Origin of the sequence: Microbacterium sp., assembly GCF_017305435.1 — a bacterium.
Lineage (GTDB): Bacteria > Actinomycetota > Actinomycetes > Actinomycetales > Microbacteriaceae > Microbacterium.
Genome location: NZ_JAFKIP010000005.1, coordinates 148758 through 164085, shown reverse-complemented (window position 1 = coordinate 164085; position 15328 = coordinate 148758). Strand labels below are relative to the sequence as shown.

General features: G+C 71.3%; 15 protein-coding genes. 8 read left to right on the top strand and 7 right to left on the bottom strand.

The genetic code is table 11. The features are described from left to right. Positions 1-7: 7 nt before the first annotated feature. Genes J0I43_RS09275 through J0I43_RS09260 form a run of 4 tightly spaced genes read left to right on the top strand, consistent with a single transcriptional unit; the run spans position 8 to position 2516 of the window. Entirely contained in the window at positions 8-256 is a 249-nt protein-coding gene (locus J0I43_RS09275) for a MoaD/ThiS family protein (RefSeq protein ID WP_292862430.1), read from the top strand. 4 nt (positions 257-260) lie between these two features. Next, a complete protein-coding gene (gene glp / locus J0I43_RS09270) occupies positions 261-1580 on the top strand; it encodes a gephyrin-like molybdotransferase Glp (RefSeq protein ID WP_292862427.1) in 1320 nt (439 codons plus the stop codon). Beyond that, positions 1573-2043 carry a cyclic pyranopterin monophosphate synthase MoaC gene (gene moaC, locus J0I43_RS09265; RefSeq protein WP_292862424.1) on the top strand — a complete coding sequence of 157 codons (471 nt, stop codon included), beginning with the start codon at positions 1573-1575 and terminating at the stop codon, positions 2041-2043. Before glp ends, moaC begins: the two co-directional genes overlap by 8 nt. After that, positions 2040-2516 carry a MogA/MoaB family molybdenum cofactor biosynthesis protein gene (locus tag J0I43_RS09260; RefSeq protein WP_292862421.1) on the top strand — a complete coding sequence of 159 codons (477 nt, stop codon included), beginning with the start codon at positions 2040-2042 and terminating at the stop codon, positions 2514-2516. The genes moaC and J0I43_RS09260 overlap by 4 nt, the downstream gene beginning before the upstream one ends. Before the next feature lie 30 nt (positions 2517-2546). Here the strand turns inward: J0I43_RS09260 and J0I43_RS09255 are convergent, their stop codons facing one another. The 4 genes from J0I43_RS09255 to J0I43_RS09240 all read right to left on the bottom strand — a co-directional run bounded on the left by J0I43_RS09255 (position 2547) and on the right by J0I43_RS09240 (position 8414). Then, a complete protein-coding gene (locus J0I43_RS09255; protein WP_292862419.1) occupies positions 2547-4712 on the bottom strand; it encodes an AAA family ATPase in 2166 nt (721 codons plus the stop codon). Positions 4713-4820: 108 nt separating this feature from the next. Continuing rightward, positions 4821-5780, bottom strand: a complete 960-nt coding sequence (locus tag J0I43_RS09250; protein WP_292862416.1) for a GlxA family transcriptional regulator — start codon at positions 5778-5780, stop codon at positions 4821-4823. A gap of 287 nt (positions 5781-6067) precedes the next feature. Then, positions 6068-7174: a glycosyltransferase family 1 protein gene (locus J0I43_RS09245; protein ID WP_292862413.1), complete on the bottom strand. Its 1107-nt coding sequence runs from the start codon at positions 7172-7174 to the stop codon at positions 6068-6070. A gap of 13 nt (positions 7175-7187) precedes the next feature. Then, positions 7188-8414, bottom strand: coding sequence for a glycosyltransferase (locus J0I43_RS09240; protein ID WP_292862410.1), 1227 nt, complete (start codon positions 8412-8414; stop codon positions 7188-7190). 123 nt (positions 8415-8537) lie between these two features. Here J0I43_RS09240 and J0I43_RS09235 point away from each other — a divergent pair, with 123 nt between their 5' ends. Both J0I43_RS09235 and J0I43_RS09230 read left to right on the top strand, forming a co-directional pair. Then, positions 8538-9131 carry a hypothetical protein gene (locus tag J0I43_RS09235; protein WP_292862407.1) on the top strand — a complete coding sequence of 198 codons (594 nt, stop codon included), beginning with the start codon at positions 8538-8540 and terminating at the stop codon, positions 9129-9131. Positions 9132-9178: 47 nt separating this feature from the next. Further along, positions 9179-9877: a potassium channel family protein gene (locus J0I43_RS09230; RefSeq protein ID WP_292862404.1), complete on the top strand. Its 699-nt coding sequence runs from the start codon at positions 9179-9181 to the stop codon at positions 9875-9877. Positions 9878-9879: 2 nt separating this feature from the next. Here J0I43_RS09230 and J0I43_RS09225 read toward each other — a convergent pair whose 3' ends face one another. Then, complete coding sequence (locus J0I43_RS09225; RefSeq protein WP_292862401.1) at positions 9880-11715, bottom strand: ATP-binding cassette domain-containing protein; 1836 nt, start codon at positions 11713-11715, stop codon at positions 9880-9882. Beyond that, complete coding sequence (locus J0I43_RS09220; protein WP_292862398.1) at positions 11712-12812, bottom strand: ABC transporter permease; 1101 nt, start codon at positions 12810-12812, stop codon at positions 11712-11714. The genes J0I43_RS09225 and J0I43_RS09220 overlap by 4 nt, the downstream gene beginning before the upstream one ends. A gap of 66 nt (positions 12813-12878) precedes the next feature. On the opposite strand from J0I43_RS09220, the gene J0I43_RS09215 reads away from it, so the two are divergent. Together J0I43_RS09215 and J0I43_RS09210 are read left to right on the top strand one after the other, a co-directional pair. Further along, positions 12879-13508, top strand: a complete 630-nt coding sequence (locus J0I43_RS09215) for a TetR family transcriptional regulator (protein ID WP_292862395.1) — start codon at positions 12879-12881, stop codon at positions 13506-13508. Between the two features lie 57 nt (positions 13509-13565). Continuing rightward, positions 13566-14912 (top strand): DUF2252 domain-containing protein, encoded by a 1347-nt coding sequence (locus J0I43_RS09210; RefSeq protein WP_292862393.1) that lies wholly within the window; start codon positions 13566-13568, stop codon positions 14910-14912. Positions 14913-14921: 9 nt separating this feature from the next. Here the strand turns inward: J0I43_RS09210 and rbsD are convergent, their stop codons facing one another. Next, positions 14922-15326, bottom strand: a complete 405-nt coding sequence (gene rbsD, locus J0I43_RS09205; RefSeq protein WP_292862390.1) for a D-ribose pyranase — start codon at positions 15324-15326, stop codon at positions 14922-14924. Positions 15327-15328: the final 2 nt, after the last annotated feature.

The following is a 15328-nucleotide window of genomic DNA, read 5'->3' as shown; positions in this document are numbered from 1 at the left end:
GACACTCATGTCGATCGTCTCGGTGCGCTACTTCGCCGCGGCCTCCGACGCCGCAGGGCGTGAGCAGGAGGAGCTCGTGCTCGACGCGAACGCGACCCTCGGCACCCTGCGCACCGAGCTACTGCGCCGCTACGGCGACCCGATGGCGCGCGTGCTGCGGTCGGGTTCGTTCCTCGTCGACGGCATCGCGCGATGCGATGCCGCACATCCGCTCGGGCGCCAGGTCGACGTGCTGCCGCCCTTCGCCGGCGGGTGACGCCGTGACCGTGACGCCCCCGTCGACGCCCGCTCAGCACGCGCGCGCCGTCGAAGCGCTGCTCGCGCCGGTGCTCGCGCGCCTCGCCGACCCGACGCGCGCCGAACGGGTCGACCTCTCGGGCTCCGCGGCGCTCGGCCGGGTCCTCGCCGTCGCAGTGACGAGCCCCGTGGCGGTGCCGCCGTTCGCGAACGCGCAGATGGACGGCTACGCCGTGCGCGCCGCCGATATCGCGGATGCGTCGGCAGAGGCATCCATCCGACTGCCGATCAGAGGGACGAGCGCGGCGGGCGATCCGGTCGGCGCGCACACTCCGGGCTCGGCGACCGCCATCATGACGGGGGCGCCGTTGCCAGTCGGCGCGGACGCCGTCGTGCCGATCGAGGTCGTCGATCCGCCCCGATTCGTCGGCATCGGCGGCGGCATCCATGATGCGCCGGCGGATGCCGCGGTCGCCTTCCTCGCGCCGACCTCCCCCGGCACCTACGTGCGCCCGGCGGGTGCCGACCTCGCCGTGGGCGACACGATCCTGGATGCCGCGACCCGCCTCGGCCCGGCCCAGCTGGGCGCCCTCGCCGCCGCCGGGATCACGACCGCCCTCGTGCGTCCGCGGGTGCGCGTGCTGCTCATCTCGACGGGGCACGAGCTGCGCGCGCCCGGCGCCGCCCTAGGCAGCGGCCAGATCTACGACGCGAACACGTCATCGCTCCGCGCCGCCCTCGTCGACTGCGGTGCGCTCGTCGAGACGGCCTTCGCCCCCGACGACGCGGCAGCCGTGCGCGACGCGATCACCGCCCCTCTCGATGTCGATCTCGTCGTGACGACCGGCGGTGTGAGCGCGGGGGCGTTCGAGGTCGTCCGCGACGCGCTGGAGCCGGTCGGCGTGCGATTCGGGCACGTCGCGATGCAACCGGGCGGCCCGCAGGGGCTCGGAACGGCGCGGCTCGCAGGCGACACCGGCACCGGCACGGACCCGGGCGTGGCTTCGGCGCGCGAGGTGCCGGTGATCGCCTTCCCCGGCAATCCCGTGTCCGCACTGCTGTCGTTCGAGATGTTCCTGCGACCCGTGCTGCGTCGGGCGGCGGGGCTCGCGCCGTACCGCCCCACCGACCGCGCCCCGCTCGCTCATGACATCTCGTCACCCGAGCACAAGCACCAGGTGCGTCGCGGCGCGCTGCGTCCGGACGGTACCGTCGAGGTGAGCGCGCCCGGTTCGCACCTGCTGCGCGACTACGCGCGCGCGACGGTGCTCGTGCACGTGCCCATCGGCGTCGCAGCCCTCCCGGCCGGCGCCGAGGTGGAGATCTGGAGGATCGATGAGTGACCTGACGCATCTGCGCGCCGACGGGTCCGCCCACATGGTGGACGTCACCGACAAGGCGGTCACGCGGCGCGAGGCGCGTGCGCAGGCCGTGCTCGTGACGACGACCGAGGTCGTCGCGCGCATCGCCGACGGGACCCTCCCCAAGGGCGAAGCCCTCGGCACGGCGCGACTCGCCGGCATCATGGGCGCGAAGCAGACCTCGACGCTCATCCCGCTCTGCCACCCCCTGCCCCTCACGAAGCTCGCCGTCGACCTCGAGCCGCAGGGCGACCGCGTGCGCATCGTCGCGACCGCCGTCACGAACGGCGTCACCGGGGTCGAGATGGAGGCGCTGACCGCGGCGAACATCGCGGCGCTCACGCTCTACGACATGATCAAAGCCGTCGACAACCGCGCCGTCATCACGGACGTCAAGGTGCTCGCGAAGTCGGGCGGCAAGAGCGGCGACTGGTCGATCGAGTGAGCCGCACGGCCGCCGTCCTCGTCGCCTCGACCCGTGCTGCGGCGGGCGTCTACACCGATCGCACGGGCCCGATCATCGCCACCTGGCTGCAGGAGCACGGCTTCGGCGAGGTCGACCCGGTCGTCGTCGCGGATGCCGACGTCGCCGCCGCACTGCAGCGGATCGTCGCCGCCCAGCCCGACCTCGTGCTGACGACGGGCGGCACGGGCATCGCGCCCGGCGACCGGACGCCCGAGGCGACGCGCGCGCTGCTGGATGCCGAGCTGCCCGGCATCCCGGAAGAGGTGCGCCGCCGGGGTTCGGCGGCCTCGGCATCCGCCCTGCTCAGCCGTGCCGTCGCCGGCATCGCCGGCCGCACGATCGTCGTGAACCTGCCCGGATCGAGCGGCGGCGTCCGCGACGGCCTCGCGGTGCTGGGCGACGTGCTCGACCACCTGCTCGATCAGCTCGCCGGCGGCGACCACCCCGCCTGAGCCTCGTCGATCCGCCGGCCTCGCCCGGCGTCAGGCTTCCGGCTGTGCGCCCGCGCTCGTGAGCACGAGGCCCGACCCGTCCGCCGCGACGTCGACCCGCACGAGGTCCCCGTCGCGCACACCGCCCGAGAGCAGCGCCATCGCGAGGCGGTCCTGGATCTCCGACTGGATGAGTCGGCGCAGCGGCCGGGCCCCGAAGATCGGGTCGTAGCCGCGCTCGGCGAGCCAGGCGCGCGCGTCGGGCGTCACCGCGAGCGTGAGCCGGCGGTCGTGGAGGCGCCGCTGGAGAGCGTCGACGGACAGCTCGACGATCTGCGCGAGGTCGTCCTCGCTGAGGGCCGCGAACATCACGATGTCATCGAGACGGTTGAGGAACTCGGGTCGGAACGCCGTCCGCACGAGCGCCATGACCTGCTCGCGCTTCTGCTCGACGCTCAGGAGCGGGTCGATGAGGATCGGCGAACCGAGGTTCGACGTGAGGATCAGGATCGTGTTCGTGAAGTCCACCGTGCGCCCTTGACCGTCGGTGAGGCGGCCATCGTCGAGCACCTGCAGGAGGATGTCGAACACCTCGGGGTGGGCCTTCTCGACCTCGTCGAGCAGCACGACCGAGTACGGCCGGCGCCGGACGGCCTCGGTGAGCTGGCCGCCCTGCTCGTACCCGATGTAGCCGGGAGGGGCACCGACCAGGCGCGCGACGGAGTGCTTCTCGCCGTACTCCGACATGTCGATGCGCACCATGGCGCGCTCGTCGTCGAAGAGGAACTCGGCGAGCGCCTTGGCGAGCTCGGTCTTGCCGACGCCGGTCGGGCCGAGGAAGAGGAACGAGCCGGTCGGCCGATTCGGGTCGCTGATGCCCGCGCGCGACCGGCGCACCGCGTCGGAGACGGCCTTCACGGCATCCTTCTGCCCGATCAGACGCTTGCCGAGCTCCGCCTCCAGGTGCACGAGCTTCTCGCTCTCGCCCTGCAGCAGGCGTCCCACCGGGATGCCGGTCCACGCCGCGATCACGGCGGCGATGTCCTCGTCGGTCACCTGCTCGTTGACCATGCGATCCCCGACGGGGTTCGCCTCGGCGCGCTCGGCCTCGGCGACCTCCTGCTCGAGGCGCTTGATCGTCTCGTACTCGAGCTTCGACGCGCGTGCGTAGTCCGCTTCGCGGAGTGCCCGGTCTCGGTCGGTGTAGGCCTGGTCGAGCTGCTTCTTCAGCTCGCCGACGCGGTTGAGTCCCGCGCGCTCCTTCGCCCATCGGGCCTCGAGCGTCGCGAGCTCGGACTCCGCGGCATCCATCTGCTCGCGCAGCTTCGTACGCCGTTCCTTCGACGCGTCGTCCTTCTCCTTCTTGAGGGCGAGGTCTTCGAGCTTCATGCGGTCGACCTGACGGCGCAGCTGATCGATCTCGACGGGCGACGAGTCGATCTCCATCTTGAGGCGGCTCATGGCCTCGTCGATCAGGTCGATGGCCTTGTCGGGCAGCTGACGGCTCGGGATGTAGCGGTTGGAGAGGGATGCCGCGGCCACGAGCGCCGCGTCGGCGATCGTCACGCCGTGGTGCGCCTCGTAGCGGCCCTTGAGCCCGCGCAGGATAGCGACGGTGTCCTCGACCGACGGCTCCCCGACGTACACCTGCTGGAAGCGGCGCTCGAGCGCGGCATCCTTCTCGATGAACTCACGGTACTCGTCGAGCGTCGTCGCGCCGATGAGGCGCAGCTCGCCGCGCGCGAGCATCGGCTTCAGCATGTTGGATGCCGCGACCGAACCCTCCCCGCCGCCGGCGCCCATGAGCACGTGCAGCTCGTCGATGAAAGTGATGATGCGCCCGTCGGACTCGGTGATCTCCTTGAGGACGCTCTTCAGACGCTCCTCGAACTGGCCGCGGTACATGGCGCCCGCGACGAGCGCGGAGATGTCGAGGGAGACGAGCTCCTTGTCCTTCAGCGACTCGGCGACGTCGCCCGCGACGATGCGCTGGGCGAGGCCCTCGACGACGGCGGTCTTTCCGACGCCGGGTTCGCCGATGAGGACGGGGTTGTTCTTGGTGCGCCGCGTGAGCACCTGGCTGACGCGGCGGATCTCGCTGTCGCGCCCGATGACGGGGTCGAGCTTGCCCTGCCGGGCGCGGTCGGTGAGGTTGATGCCGAACTGTTCGAGGGGGCTCTTCTGCTCCTCCTGCCCGGGCTGGGGCTGCGCGTTCATGTGTTCTCCTGAAAACTGCTGGGACTCAAACTTGAGTCGCTTAGGCTCAAGTTTAACACCCCTCGCACGGTGCCGACAAGAGGGCGCGCGCCTCCCGCGGCGTGAGACTCAGGCCGCCGGCGCGCACGCGAAGCGGGCGCGGTACGCGGTGGGGCTGAGCCCGAGCATGCGGGTGAAGTTCTGCCGCAGCACCGCCGCAGAGCCGAAGCCGCTCTCGAACGCGATCGCGTCGAGCCCCAGATCCGTCTGCTCGAGCAGACGCTGCGCGTGGATGATCCGCTGACGGGCGAGCCACGCCGCGGGCGTCGTGCCGTAGTCGGCCTTGAACCTGCGGGCGAAGGTACGCGGCGACATGTGCGCGCGTGCGGCGAGCTGGTCGACCGACAGGTCGAGACTGAGGTTCTCGAGCACCCAGTCGGTGACCGGAGACAGTGAGAGCGAGGTGCTCACCGGCAGCGGCGCGGCGATGAACTGCGCCTGCCCCCCGTCGCGCTGCGGGGGCACGACCATGCGCCGGGCGATCGTGTTGGTCATCTCGGCGCCGAGCTCGATGCGCAGCAGGTGCAGGCAGGCATCCAGCCCCGCCGCTGTTCCCGCGCTGGTGATGATGCGCCCGTCCTGCACGTAGAGGACGTTCGGATCGACCTCGATCTCGGGGTACATGCGCGCCATCGTGTCGGCGTAGCGCCAGTGGGTCGTGGCGCGGCGCCCGTCGAGGACTCCGGAGGCGGCGACGACGAACGAGCCGCTGCAGACCGTGAGCACCCAGGCGCCCCGCGCAACGGCGCGGCGCACGACCTCGCACACCCGCTCGTCGACAGACCCCCACGCCTCGCGCGGGATCGGCGTGATCACGACGAGGTCGGCCTCGTCGGCGAACGCGAGGTCGGCGTCGACGTTGATCGAGAAGCCGATGTTGCTCGGGACGACGCCCGGGTCAGGCGCGACGATGCGGAAGTCGAAGGTCGGGATGCCGTCATCCGACCGGTCGAGCCCGAACGCCTCGCACGCGAGGCCGAACTCGAACGGCGCGAACCCGGGCTGCACGACGCACGCGATGGTCTTCATGGCAGAAATCATACACATGGAGTCACTTCTGCCACTCGTGGCGTGATCCTCGCGGTCGTAGCGTTTCTGCCATGTTCACCGTCATCGCCGTCTTCGGCATCCTCTCGGCCGTCGCGACCGTGGCGACCATCCGTGCCCTGCGGACCGACGGCTACCGCCGCCTCCCCACCGACCCGTCCCGGCTACCGTGACCCGCTCGCCGTCGCCGCACGAAAACTCCGGTGATCCGGGCATCGGCAGCACGATCACATCGATTCGGCGGCCTCTCGTCGCTCGGATCGCCGGAGTTATCGTGTCCGGCGCCGCGGCAGCGCGCCCACGGCGTCGAGCAGAACGGCCGCCGAGCGCGCCCAGTCGAAGCGTGCGATGTGCGCCGATCCGGCGGCCACGACGGCCGCGCGGGTCGCCGGGTCATCCAGCGTGCGGATGCCGGCGGCGAACGCCTCCGCATCCGTCCCGGGCGCATACAGCGCACCGCCGCCGGCGACCTCTCGGAAGATCGGCATCTCGGTGACGACAGCGGGAACGCCCATCTCGACGGCTTCGGCGACCGGCAGCCCGTAGCCCTCGTCGAGGGATGCCGAGACCAGGACCGCGCGATCGGCGAGGAGCGCCGCGTACTCGGCATCCGTCACCCCGCCGTGGAAGACGACGTCGGCACCGGCGGGATCGATGAGCGACGCCAACTCGGCCCGGCGTTCGGGTGAGATGCGTGAGAGCAGGTGGAGCGTCCGCCCGGGCAGGTGCGCCGCTGCGCGGATGAGCGTCTCGACGTTCTTGTAGGGCATGAACGAGCCCATGTAGACGAGGTTCTGCGCTCCGGACTCCACCGCGACGTCGGCGGGGAGCAGCTCGGCGAGCCGCTGCGGTGCGTTCGGGATCACCACGACGGGACGCTTCGTCAGCTTCACGCGCGCGAACTCCGCCGCGCTCGTCTCGCTCACGGTGGCGACGACGTCCGCCGCGTTCAGGGTCAGCCGCTGCGGCACGTACGACAGGTGGAACAGGCGCCAGCCGAGCCGGACATACCAGGGCAGGTCGCGCGGGGGTGTGCGGTGCCGGTAATAGATCGTGTCGTGCAGGGTGAGGATCAGCCCGAACCGACGCCCCATCGACCCGATCGTCTGCATGGGCGAGAACACGGCATCCGGGCGGTAGCGGTTCAGCAGGAGCGCCGTGAACGGCTCACGCACGGCGGTCGGCGCGTGGATGGTCAGGGTCCGCGCCCCATCGGGCAGGAACGGGATCTGGGCGTCGTCCCAGACGAGGAACACCACGTCGACCCCGTGCGTGGGCGCCGCCGCGTGGACGGCTGCGGCCAGCTCCGCCGAGTACCGGCTGATGCCGTCGTGGAAGTCGGTGCGGATGTACCGCGCGTCGAACAGGAGCCGCATGCGTATCCCCGCCTCAGGCGTCGAGCGGCTCGCCGCGGTACAGCTTCTCGAACGTGTCGAGTGTCGTCTCGATGTCGTGGATCTCGACGCCGTCGAGGGATGCCTGCTGCATGCGCAGGTACTCCTCCGGCGAGGCGGTGAGGACCCGACGCAGCTTGTCGGCGAGGTCGTCGACGTTGCCCGGCTCGAACAGGTAGCCGTTGACCCCGTCATTGACGAGGTGCGGCAGCGCGACGGCGTTCGCCCCGACGACGGGCAGGCCGGATGCCATGGCCTCCATCGTCGCGATGGACTGGAGCTCGGCGATCGAGGCGATCGCGAAGACATCGGCCTTGCCGTACGACGCGCGCAGCTCTTCCTCGGATACGCGGCCGTGGAACGTGACCCGGTCGGTCAGCCCCAGCTTCTGGGACACCTGCTCGAGGTTGCGGTGCTGGTCGCCCCCGCCGACGATGTCGAACGTGATGTTCGGCAGCTCGGGCACGAGCTTCGCCACGGCGGCGAGCGTCACCTCGACGTGCTTCTCGGTGGTCAGCCGCCCGACGAACAGCACGCGGTGGTGCTCCCGCGGGGCGAGGTCGGGCGCGTAGTTGCGCTTGTCGATGCCGCAGCTGATCGGGATGACGTTGTGGATGTCGATCGTCTGCTCGAGGAACTCGGCGGCCTTGCGGGTCGGCGTCGTGACGGCGCGCGACATGTCGAACGTGCGCTTGGCATCGGCCCAGGCGAGCTTGACGACATACTTGTCGAGCAGCGGCGGCAGGGTCGTGAAGTCGATGATGTTCTCGGCCATCACGTGGTTCGTGGCGATGACGGGGATGCCGCGCTGCTTCGCGATACGCGTGAGCCCCCGGCCGATCACGATGTGGGACTGGCTGTGCACGACATCGGGCTGCACGGCATCCAGCACCTTGCGCGCGTAGTGCTTGGCGCGCCAGGGCCACACGAAGCGCAGCCAGTCGTGCGGGGGCCAGCGGACTCCGGGCAGGCGGTGGACGGTGAGGTCCTGCCCCTCGATGTGCTCCGTGAACACGCCGTGGTTGCGGTGCCCGACGCTCGGGGTGACCACGTGCACGTGGTGGCCGCGGCCGGCGAGACCGGCCGCGAGGCGCTCGGCGAACCGGGCCGCGCCGTTGATGTCGGGCGCGAACGTGTCGGCAGCGATGACGATCGTCAGCGGGCCAGGAGAGGGGTCGGGAGCACGGCGGGCGGAGGGCTCGGGCGTCGCGGATCCGGTCACGGGGTACGGGGCCAATCTGTGCGGCGGCGGCACCCCGCCGATCGCGCGGGTGCCGATCTCGAGTCTACCCGAGCACCCTCTTCGAGCCCGGAGCCACGGGCGTCGTGCACGTAGCCTGGAATCATGGTGAGACTTCACGCGGACGCCGACCCGACGCGCTGGATGCCGGTGACCGAGTCCTTCGGGTTCCGCGGGCGCCGCGCCCGCAAGAAGGCGATCCGGATGCTGCTCGGCCAGGCCGGCGGCCTGACGGGCGCGCAGCCGCGCCCCGGCGGCGCGTTCGCTGCGTGGGCGATCAGCCAGGCCACGCCCGCGTTGATGCGCAAGGCCGCCGGGCGCGTTCTCGTCTGGGTGTGGAAGGCGGAGCCCGACCTGCTCGTCGTGATGGCGCAGATCCAGGAGCTCACCCCGCAACTGCGCACGGCACGCGCCATGATGCCGATGGAGTACGACGACACCGAGACCTTCCGCGGCACCTATCTCGGCGTCGGCGAGAAGCTCGCGATGCCGCTCCCCGAGACGTCGACGACACCGCCGTTCGCGACCTACACGTGGGACACCGGCACCCACCTGATCACCGTCACCGCCGTCTGCGCGGACCGCGAGCGGTTCGGCATCGTCATCGGCGCGGTCGACGACCTGGCCAGGTCGCTGCGGATCAGCGACGAGATCACCGCCGGAGAATCGCCGTCCGTCCTGCGACTAGACCCCTCATAAGGTCCCGTTCCACGCCCCGGGCAGCGCCCGATCGCTAACCTGGCCGCATGAAGGCATCGACTCACGGCGTCTCGCAGCGCTCGCTCGACTGGGAGGAACGCACGGCGTGGCCCATGTTCGCGCTGTCGCTGATCTTCTTCGCGGCGTGGGTCTGGCTGCTGGCCGACCCCCACCTCCCCTCCGGCTGGAATGCGCTGCTGGTCGCGGTCGTGTCCGCGAGCTGGGCGCTGTTCATCGCCGATTTCGCCGTCCGGTTCCTGCTCAGCGGCGACCGCCGCGTCTTCCTGCGCACGCGCTGGTTCGAGGCCGTGTCGCTCGTCTTCGCCTACGTCCGTCCGTTCGTGATCCTCGCCTATCTCTGGCGCCTTCCGTGGTTCCGGGCGAGCGCCCAACGCCAGCGGATGCGGCTGATCATCATGGTGTCGATGTTCACGTTCCTCTTCGTGTTCACGGCATCCACCCTTGTCTGGCTGGCCGAGCGTCAGGACCCGCACGCGAACATCGTCAATCTCGGCGACGCGATCTGGTGGGGCTTCGCCACCATCGCGACGGTCGGATACGGCGACTTCGTGCCGGTCACCGTGCTGGGGCGCACCATCGCCGTGGGGCTCATGATGGGCGGCCTGGTGGTGCTCGGTGTCACGAGCGCGACCGTGATCTCGGCCCTCACCGACCAGATCCACCGCACCGGCCGCACACTCACCGACGAGCGCGCCGCCCGGTCTCCGGACTCCGACGACGGGTGACCTCACCCCTCGCGGAGAACCATCGCCTCTTCGAGCGTCGGCGGGACCTCCGCGACGGATGCCGGAATGCCCCCGAGTGCGGCGCGCACCTCGTCGGGGGTCGAACCCGCGACCCGGATCGCGCGCCCTGAGAGCATCGTGGGCAGGCCCGCAGCGCTGAGCACGGCGAAGGCGCGCTGCCAATCGTCGGTCTCGACGAGCGTGGCACGCGCTTGTGCCGTCAGCTCGACCACCGATCCGGTGCCCACGAGGCGCCCCTGCGAGAGCAGCGCGAGACGCGTGCACTGCTCGGCCTCCTGCAGGTAGTGCGTCGTGACGATGACTCCGACGCCGGCATCCGCCTGCGCGTGCACGATGTCCCAGAGCCGCGCGCGCGAGAGCGGATCGACGCCCGACGTCGGCTCGTCGAGCACGAGCAGCTCCGGCTCGTGCGCCAGCGCGAGGGCGAAGGCGAGCTGACGCTGGCGCCCGAGGCCGATCGCACCGACCGCGTCGCGGTGGACCGCGGCGAGGGATGCCGGCAGCGCGGGCTCCGGCACGCGGTACACCCGCGAGAAGAACTCGGCGTTCTCGTCCACGCTGATCGTGCGGTACAGCCCCAGCCCCTGCGGCACGTAGCCGAGGCGCTCTCGCGCGCCGGAGCTCGGCGGCGCGCCGAAGAGCTGCACCTCGCCCCCGTCGGGCGTGTCGAGGCCGATGAGGCACCGCAGGAACGTCGTCTTGCCGGCCCCGTTCGCGCCGATGAGCCCCACGATCTCGCCCGGCGCGACCTCGACCGAGACGTCATCGACGGCGAGGTGCGCGCCGAACCGGCGCGTGACGTTCCGCCCGGCTGCGAGAGCCGCGCCCGTCGCAGCCGCACTCGCCGGTTGCGGGTCGCGAACGGGCGCCTCGTCGCGTCCGACACGGGCGATTGCGACCCCCGAACCGTGTGCACCCGCGCCCGCGCGCGCTTCGCGGCGGGTCGCGAGGTGAGACTCGCGTGCGAGCGTGAGCGCGATGAGCGCGTCCTCCAGGTCGACCGTCACCTCTGCGCCATCGCCCGCGGCCCTGCCCGAGGCCGTGCCCGCACCAGCAACGCTGCCCGCTCCCGTCGGCGGCACCCAGCGATGCCGCGCCGTGCCGCGGCGCCAGGTGTCGGCGCCGAAGACCTCCGCCGCCTCGACGATCCGTCCCGGAACCGATGCCACGACCTCGTCGGGGGTTCCCGAGGCGATCACGGCCCCGGCATCCAGCGCCGTCACGGTCGCGGCGCGCGCCGCCTCGTCGAGGTACGTCGTCGCCATCAGCACTGCCGTGTCGCCCGTCGCGGCTTCGGCGATGAGGCGCCACAGCTCGACGCGGCTCACCGGGTCGACGCCCGTGCTCGGCTCGTCGAGGAGGACGAGCCGAGGCTCGTGCACGATCACCAGGACGAAGCCGAGCTTCTGGCGCATGCCACCCGACAGGTCGCGGCCGAGGCGTTTCCGCGCATCGGCGAGGCCCGCGCGCTCCAGCAGCTCGCCGCCGCGCGCACGCAGCGCCCGCGCCGACATCCCGTACGACTGACCCACGAACGCGAGGTTCTCCTCGACCGAGAGACTCCCCCACACCCCCGACGTCGACGGCTGGTACCCGATCTGCTCCTTCCGAAGTGTCTGCACCTCGCCCGCCTGGACGCCGACGCGCCCCGCGAGCACCCGCAGCAACGTCGACTTGCCCGCGCCATCGCCGCCGACGACCGCGGTCACCTCGCCTGCGGGCACCTCCAGGGTCACGTCGTCGAGCGCGACCGTGTCGCCGAAGACGACGCGGATGCCTCGGACGCCGAGCGTCTTCACCCCGGTCGCGGGCGTCATCGCCCGGCCTCGACGTTGCCGTGCCGCCCCGCGCGCGGCTGCTTCGCGGGCGCGATGCTCGCGTGCAGCCGCACGACGGCGAGGGCGAACAGGATGAGCGCCATCCCCGCGAGGATCACGAGCGGCAGCCATAGGGCGTCCCAGCCCGAGCCGCGCAGCATGACGCCCTGCGAGATCATCGTGAAGTAGGTGAGCGGCAGGAGGTACCCGATCCAGCGGACGCCGGCGGCCATGGCATCCAGCGGGAAGATCATTCCCGACAGCAGGATCTGCGGCAGCAGCGTCATCATCGCCATCTGGATCGCCTGCCCGCTCGTCTTCGCGACGGTCGAGATCAGCACCCCGATGCCGAGGACGGCGAACAGGAAGAACGCCGCGCCGACGGCGAAGACCCACACGCTCCCCAGGAAGGGCACGCCGAACAGGAGGATGCCGAGGACGGCGATCAGCACCATGTCGAGGGCCGCCAGCAGGAAGTACGGCGTGATCTTGCCGAGGATCACCGCCGACGCCTTCAAGGGCATGACGGCGAGCTGTTCGAACGTGCCGGCCTCGCGCTCGCGCACCATGCCGATCGAGGTGATGATCGTGCCGATGAAGGTGAGGATCAGTCCGATGATCGCCGGGATCATGACCCACGCGGTCTTCAGATCGGGATTGAAGAGCACCTGGATGTCGACCTTCGGAGCCTGGGGATTCTGCGCGAGCTGGGCGGAGACCTCCGTGAACAGCACCTTCGCGGATTGCGCCGCGAAGAGGTTCGCGCCGTCGATGTGGACCGTCACGGCGCCCGCCGCGTCCGCGAACAGCACGACGTCGGCACGCCGGTCGACGAGGTCTTCGCGCGCGTCCGCTTCGGTGCCCGTGGCATCCGTCGACACGATGTCGAGGTGGCTGCTCACCTCGTCGTTCTGGGCGATGAGGTCGGTGACGTCGGATGTCTGGCTGCCGACCACCGCGACGCGGAGCGTGTCGACCGTGAAGTTCGCCGCGTAGCCGAAGATCACGAGCAGTAGGAGGGGCATGACGATGAGCATCGCGAGGGTCAGGCGGTCTCGCCGCAGCTCCTGGAACTCCTTGAGGAAGACAGCACGCATGAGGCGATTATTCACCGAAGGATGAATATCTGGCAAGAGGCGCCCACCGCGCTTTAGGCTGGCACCATGACCGACTCGCCGCGCCGTCGCCGCGGCCGCCCGCGCGGCGGGTCGAGCGACGCACGCGAGCGGATCCTCGCCGCCGCGGCGGCGGAGTTCGGCGCGCAGGGTTACGACGCCACGACGATGCGCACGATCGCCGAGCGCGCCCGGGTCGACGCCGCGCTGCTGCACCATTACTTCGGCACCAAGGCCGCGCTGTTCACGGCGACCGTCGACGTTCCGGCCGACCCGACACAGCTGCTCCCGGCCGTCATCGAGGGCGACCTCGCCGCCGCCGGCGAGCGGCTCGTGCGCATGATCGTGACGACGTGGGATGCCCCGCACTTCCGCACGCGGGGAGTCGCGCTGCTGCGCACCGCCATCGGCAGCCGCCGCGCCGCCTCGATGCTCGTGGGCTTCCTCTCGCGCGAGGTCCTCGGGCGCATCGGCGAGCGCCTCGGCGGCGACGACGCCGACCGCCGCGTCGCGCTGGTCGGCAGTCAGGTGATCGGGCTGATCGTGACCCGCTACGTGCTCGAACTCGAGCCGCTGGCCTCGGCATCCGTCGACGAGGTCGTCGCCGCGATCGGACCCACGATTCAGCGGTACCTCACCGGCGACCTGCAGGAAGCGCCGCCGACACGCGACGCCTGATGCGCCGTGCGCTCACGCGCCGCCGTCACAGCGAGCGCCCCGTGCCATCATGGCGGCATGGTGATCGTCGATCGGCCCGTGCCCGCGTCGTCCCCCGCGCGCGAGGCGGCCGGGCAGGCGGCGCGCACGGCGGCTCCGCGGCGCACGCTCGCGGAGCTCGTGACGACGGGGCGCGATCCCCTCGGCATCCTCGCGGCGCAGAACTCCACGCGGGTACCCGAGCTGGTGCCGCTGCGGCGTGAGCGCATGGCGGCGAGCGCGTTCGCGTTCTACCGCGGGACGGCCGCGCTGATGGCCGCCGATCTCGCGGCGTCGCCGACGAGCGGCATCCAGGTCGCCTCGTGCGGCGACGCGCACGTCGCGAACTTCGGGTTCTACGCCTCTCCGCAGCGCACGCTCGTCTTCGATCTGAACGACTTCGACGAGGCCGCGTGGGCGCCCTGGGAGTGCGACCTCAAGCGACTCGTCACGAGCATCGTGATCGCGGGGCAGGCCACGGACCGCGCCGAGGATGTGACGACGGATGCCGCGCGCGCCGCGGTGCGCAGCTACGTCACGGCCCTGCGCGGCGGCCGCGATGCCACGCCCCTGGCGCGCTACTACCAGCACTTCGACGCGGTGGGCGGGCTCGGCGCGGGAAGCCGGTCGACGCGACGCGTCGTGAAAGCCGCGATCGCCGACGCGGAGAAGCGCACGGGCGAGCGGGCGAGCCGGAAGCTCACGACGCTGGGCGACGACGGCAGGCTGCGCTTCGTCGAGCGGCCGCCGACCATGACCCACGTCGATGCCGAGCTCGAGGAGCTCGTCACGTCGTCGGTGACCGACTACCTGTCGACGACCCGGGCGGATGTGCGCCTCCTGCTGGCGCACTATGCGGCATCCGACACCGTGCGTCGCGTCGTAGGTGTCGGCAGCGTCGGTACGCGCTGCTACGCGACGGCGCTCGTGGACGGTGACGGCGCGACGCTGCTGCTGCAGACGAAGGAGGCGGGGCGGAGCGTCCTCGCGGAGCACGGCGCGCGCGTTCAGCCGCCCGACGTCGCCGCGTACATCGACGAGCACGGCGAAGGCGGACGGGTCGTCGCGATGCAGCGGATCCTGCAGGGCGTGTCGGACCCGCTGCTCGGGTCGTTCCGCGGCACCGAGCGTGACTACTACGTGCGCCAGTTCCGCGACATGAAGGGCGGCATCGACGTGGAGACGGTGGATGACGCGTCCTTCCGCCTCTACGCGCAGGCGTGTGCCGCCGTGCTCGCCCGCGCGCACGGCCAGTCGCCGACGGCAGCGGAGGTCGTCGGCTACATCGGCGACGGCCGCCTCGTCACGCGCGCGATCGTCGAATGGGCGCGCGCGTATGCGGAGCTGTCACGGCAGGACTACGACCTGTTCGTCGCGGCAGGGTGAGAGCCGCGATCAGTACGGCACGCCGGCATGCAGGATCACGTTCGCGAACGGCGTGAACTCCCCCGTGCGCACGAACGCGCGTGCGCCGCGCGACAGCTGCTTGAACTCGAGGTGCGGCACGAGCACGGGCTCGACGCCGATCGACGCGAGGCGCTCGCGGAGCGCCTCGAACAGCTCGGGGTTCTCCGCGGCGGTCTCCTCGGCGACGGTCGCGCCCTCGACCGACATCTCGGCGAGGATCGCATCGAGGACGTCGACGAAGCCCGGCAGGCCGGGTCGGAGCGCAAGCTCGATGCGCTCCGACCCGGGCGGGATCGGCAGGCCCGCGTCGGTCACGACGACGAGGTCGGTGTGCCCCGCCTCGGCGATCACCCGCGTGAGCGCGGGATGCAGTATGCCTGACCCTGTGCGCATCG

Excerpts from the sequence above, each read along its gene's own strand:
- J0I43_RS09275 (WP_292862430.1), top strand. The coding sequence starts at position 8 with ATGTCGATCGTCTCGGTGCGCTACTTCGCCGCGGCCTCCGACGCCGCA.
- moaC (WP_292862424.1), top strand. The coding sequence starts at position 1,573 with ATGAGTGACCTGACGCATCTGCGCGCCGACGGGTCCGCCCACATGGTG.
- J0I43_RS09255 (WP_292862419.1), bottom strand. The coding sequence starts at position 4,712 with ATGAACGCGCAGCCCCAGCCCGGGCAGGAGGAGCAGAAGAGCCCCCTC.
- J0I43_RS09250 (WP_292862416.1), bottom strand. The coding sequence starts at position 5,780 with ATGAAGACCATCGCGTGCGTCGTGCAGCCCGGGTTCGCGCCGTTCGAG.
- J0I43_RS09245 (WP_292862413.1), bottom strand. The coding sequence starts at position 7,174 with ATGCGGCTCCTGTTCGACGCGCGGTACATCCGCACCGACTTCCACGAC.
- J0I43_RS09235 (WP_292862407.1), top strand. The coding sequence starts at position 8,538 with ATGGTGAGACTTCACGCGGACGCCGACCCGACGCGCTGGATGCCGGTG.
- J0I43_RS09230 (WP_292862404.1), top strand. The coding sequence starts at position 9,179 with ATGAAGGCATCGACTCACGGCGTCTCGCAGCGCTCGCTCGACTGGGAG.
- J0I43_RS09225 (WP_292862401.1), bottom strand. The coding sequence starts at position 11,715 with ATGACGCCCGCGACCGGGGTGAAGACGCTCGGCGTCCGAGGCATCCGC.
- J0I43_RS09220 (WP_292862398.1), bottom strand. The coding sequence starts at position 12,812 with ATGCGTGCTGTCTTCCTCAAGGAGTTCCAGGAGCTGCGGCGAGACCGC.
- J0I43_RS09215 (WP_292862395.1), top strand. The coding sequence starts at position 12,879 with ATGACCGACTCGCCGCGCCGTCGCCGCGGCCGCCCGCGCGGCGGGTCG.
- J0I43_RS09210 (WP_292862393.1), top strand. The coding sequence starts at position 13,566 with ATGGTGATCGTCGATCGGCCCGTGCCCGCGTCGTCCCCCGCGCGCGAG.
- rbsD (WP_292862390.1), bottom strand. The coding sequence starts at position 15,326 with ATGCGCACAGGGTCAGGCATACTGCATCCCGCGCTCACGCGGGTGATC.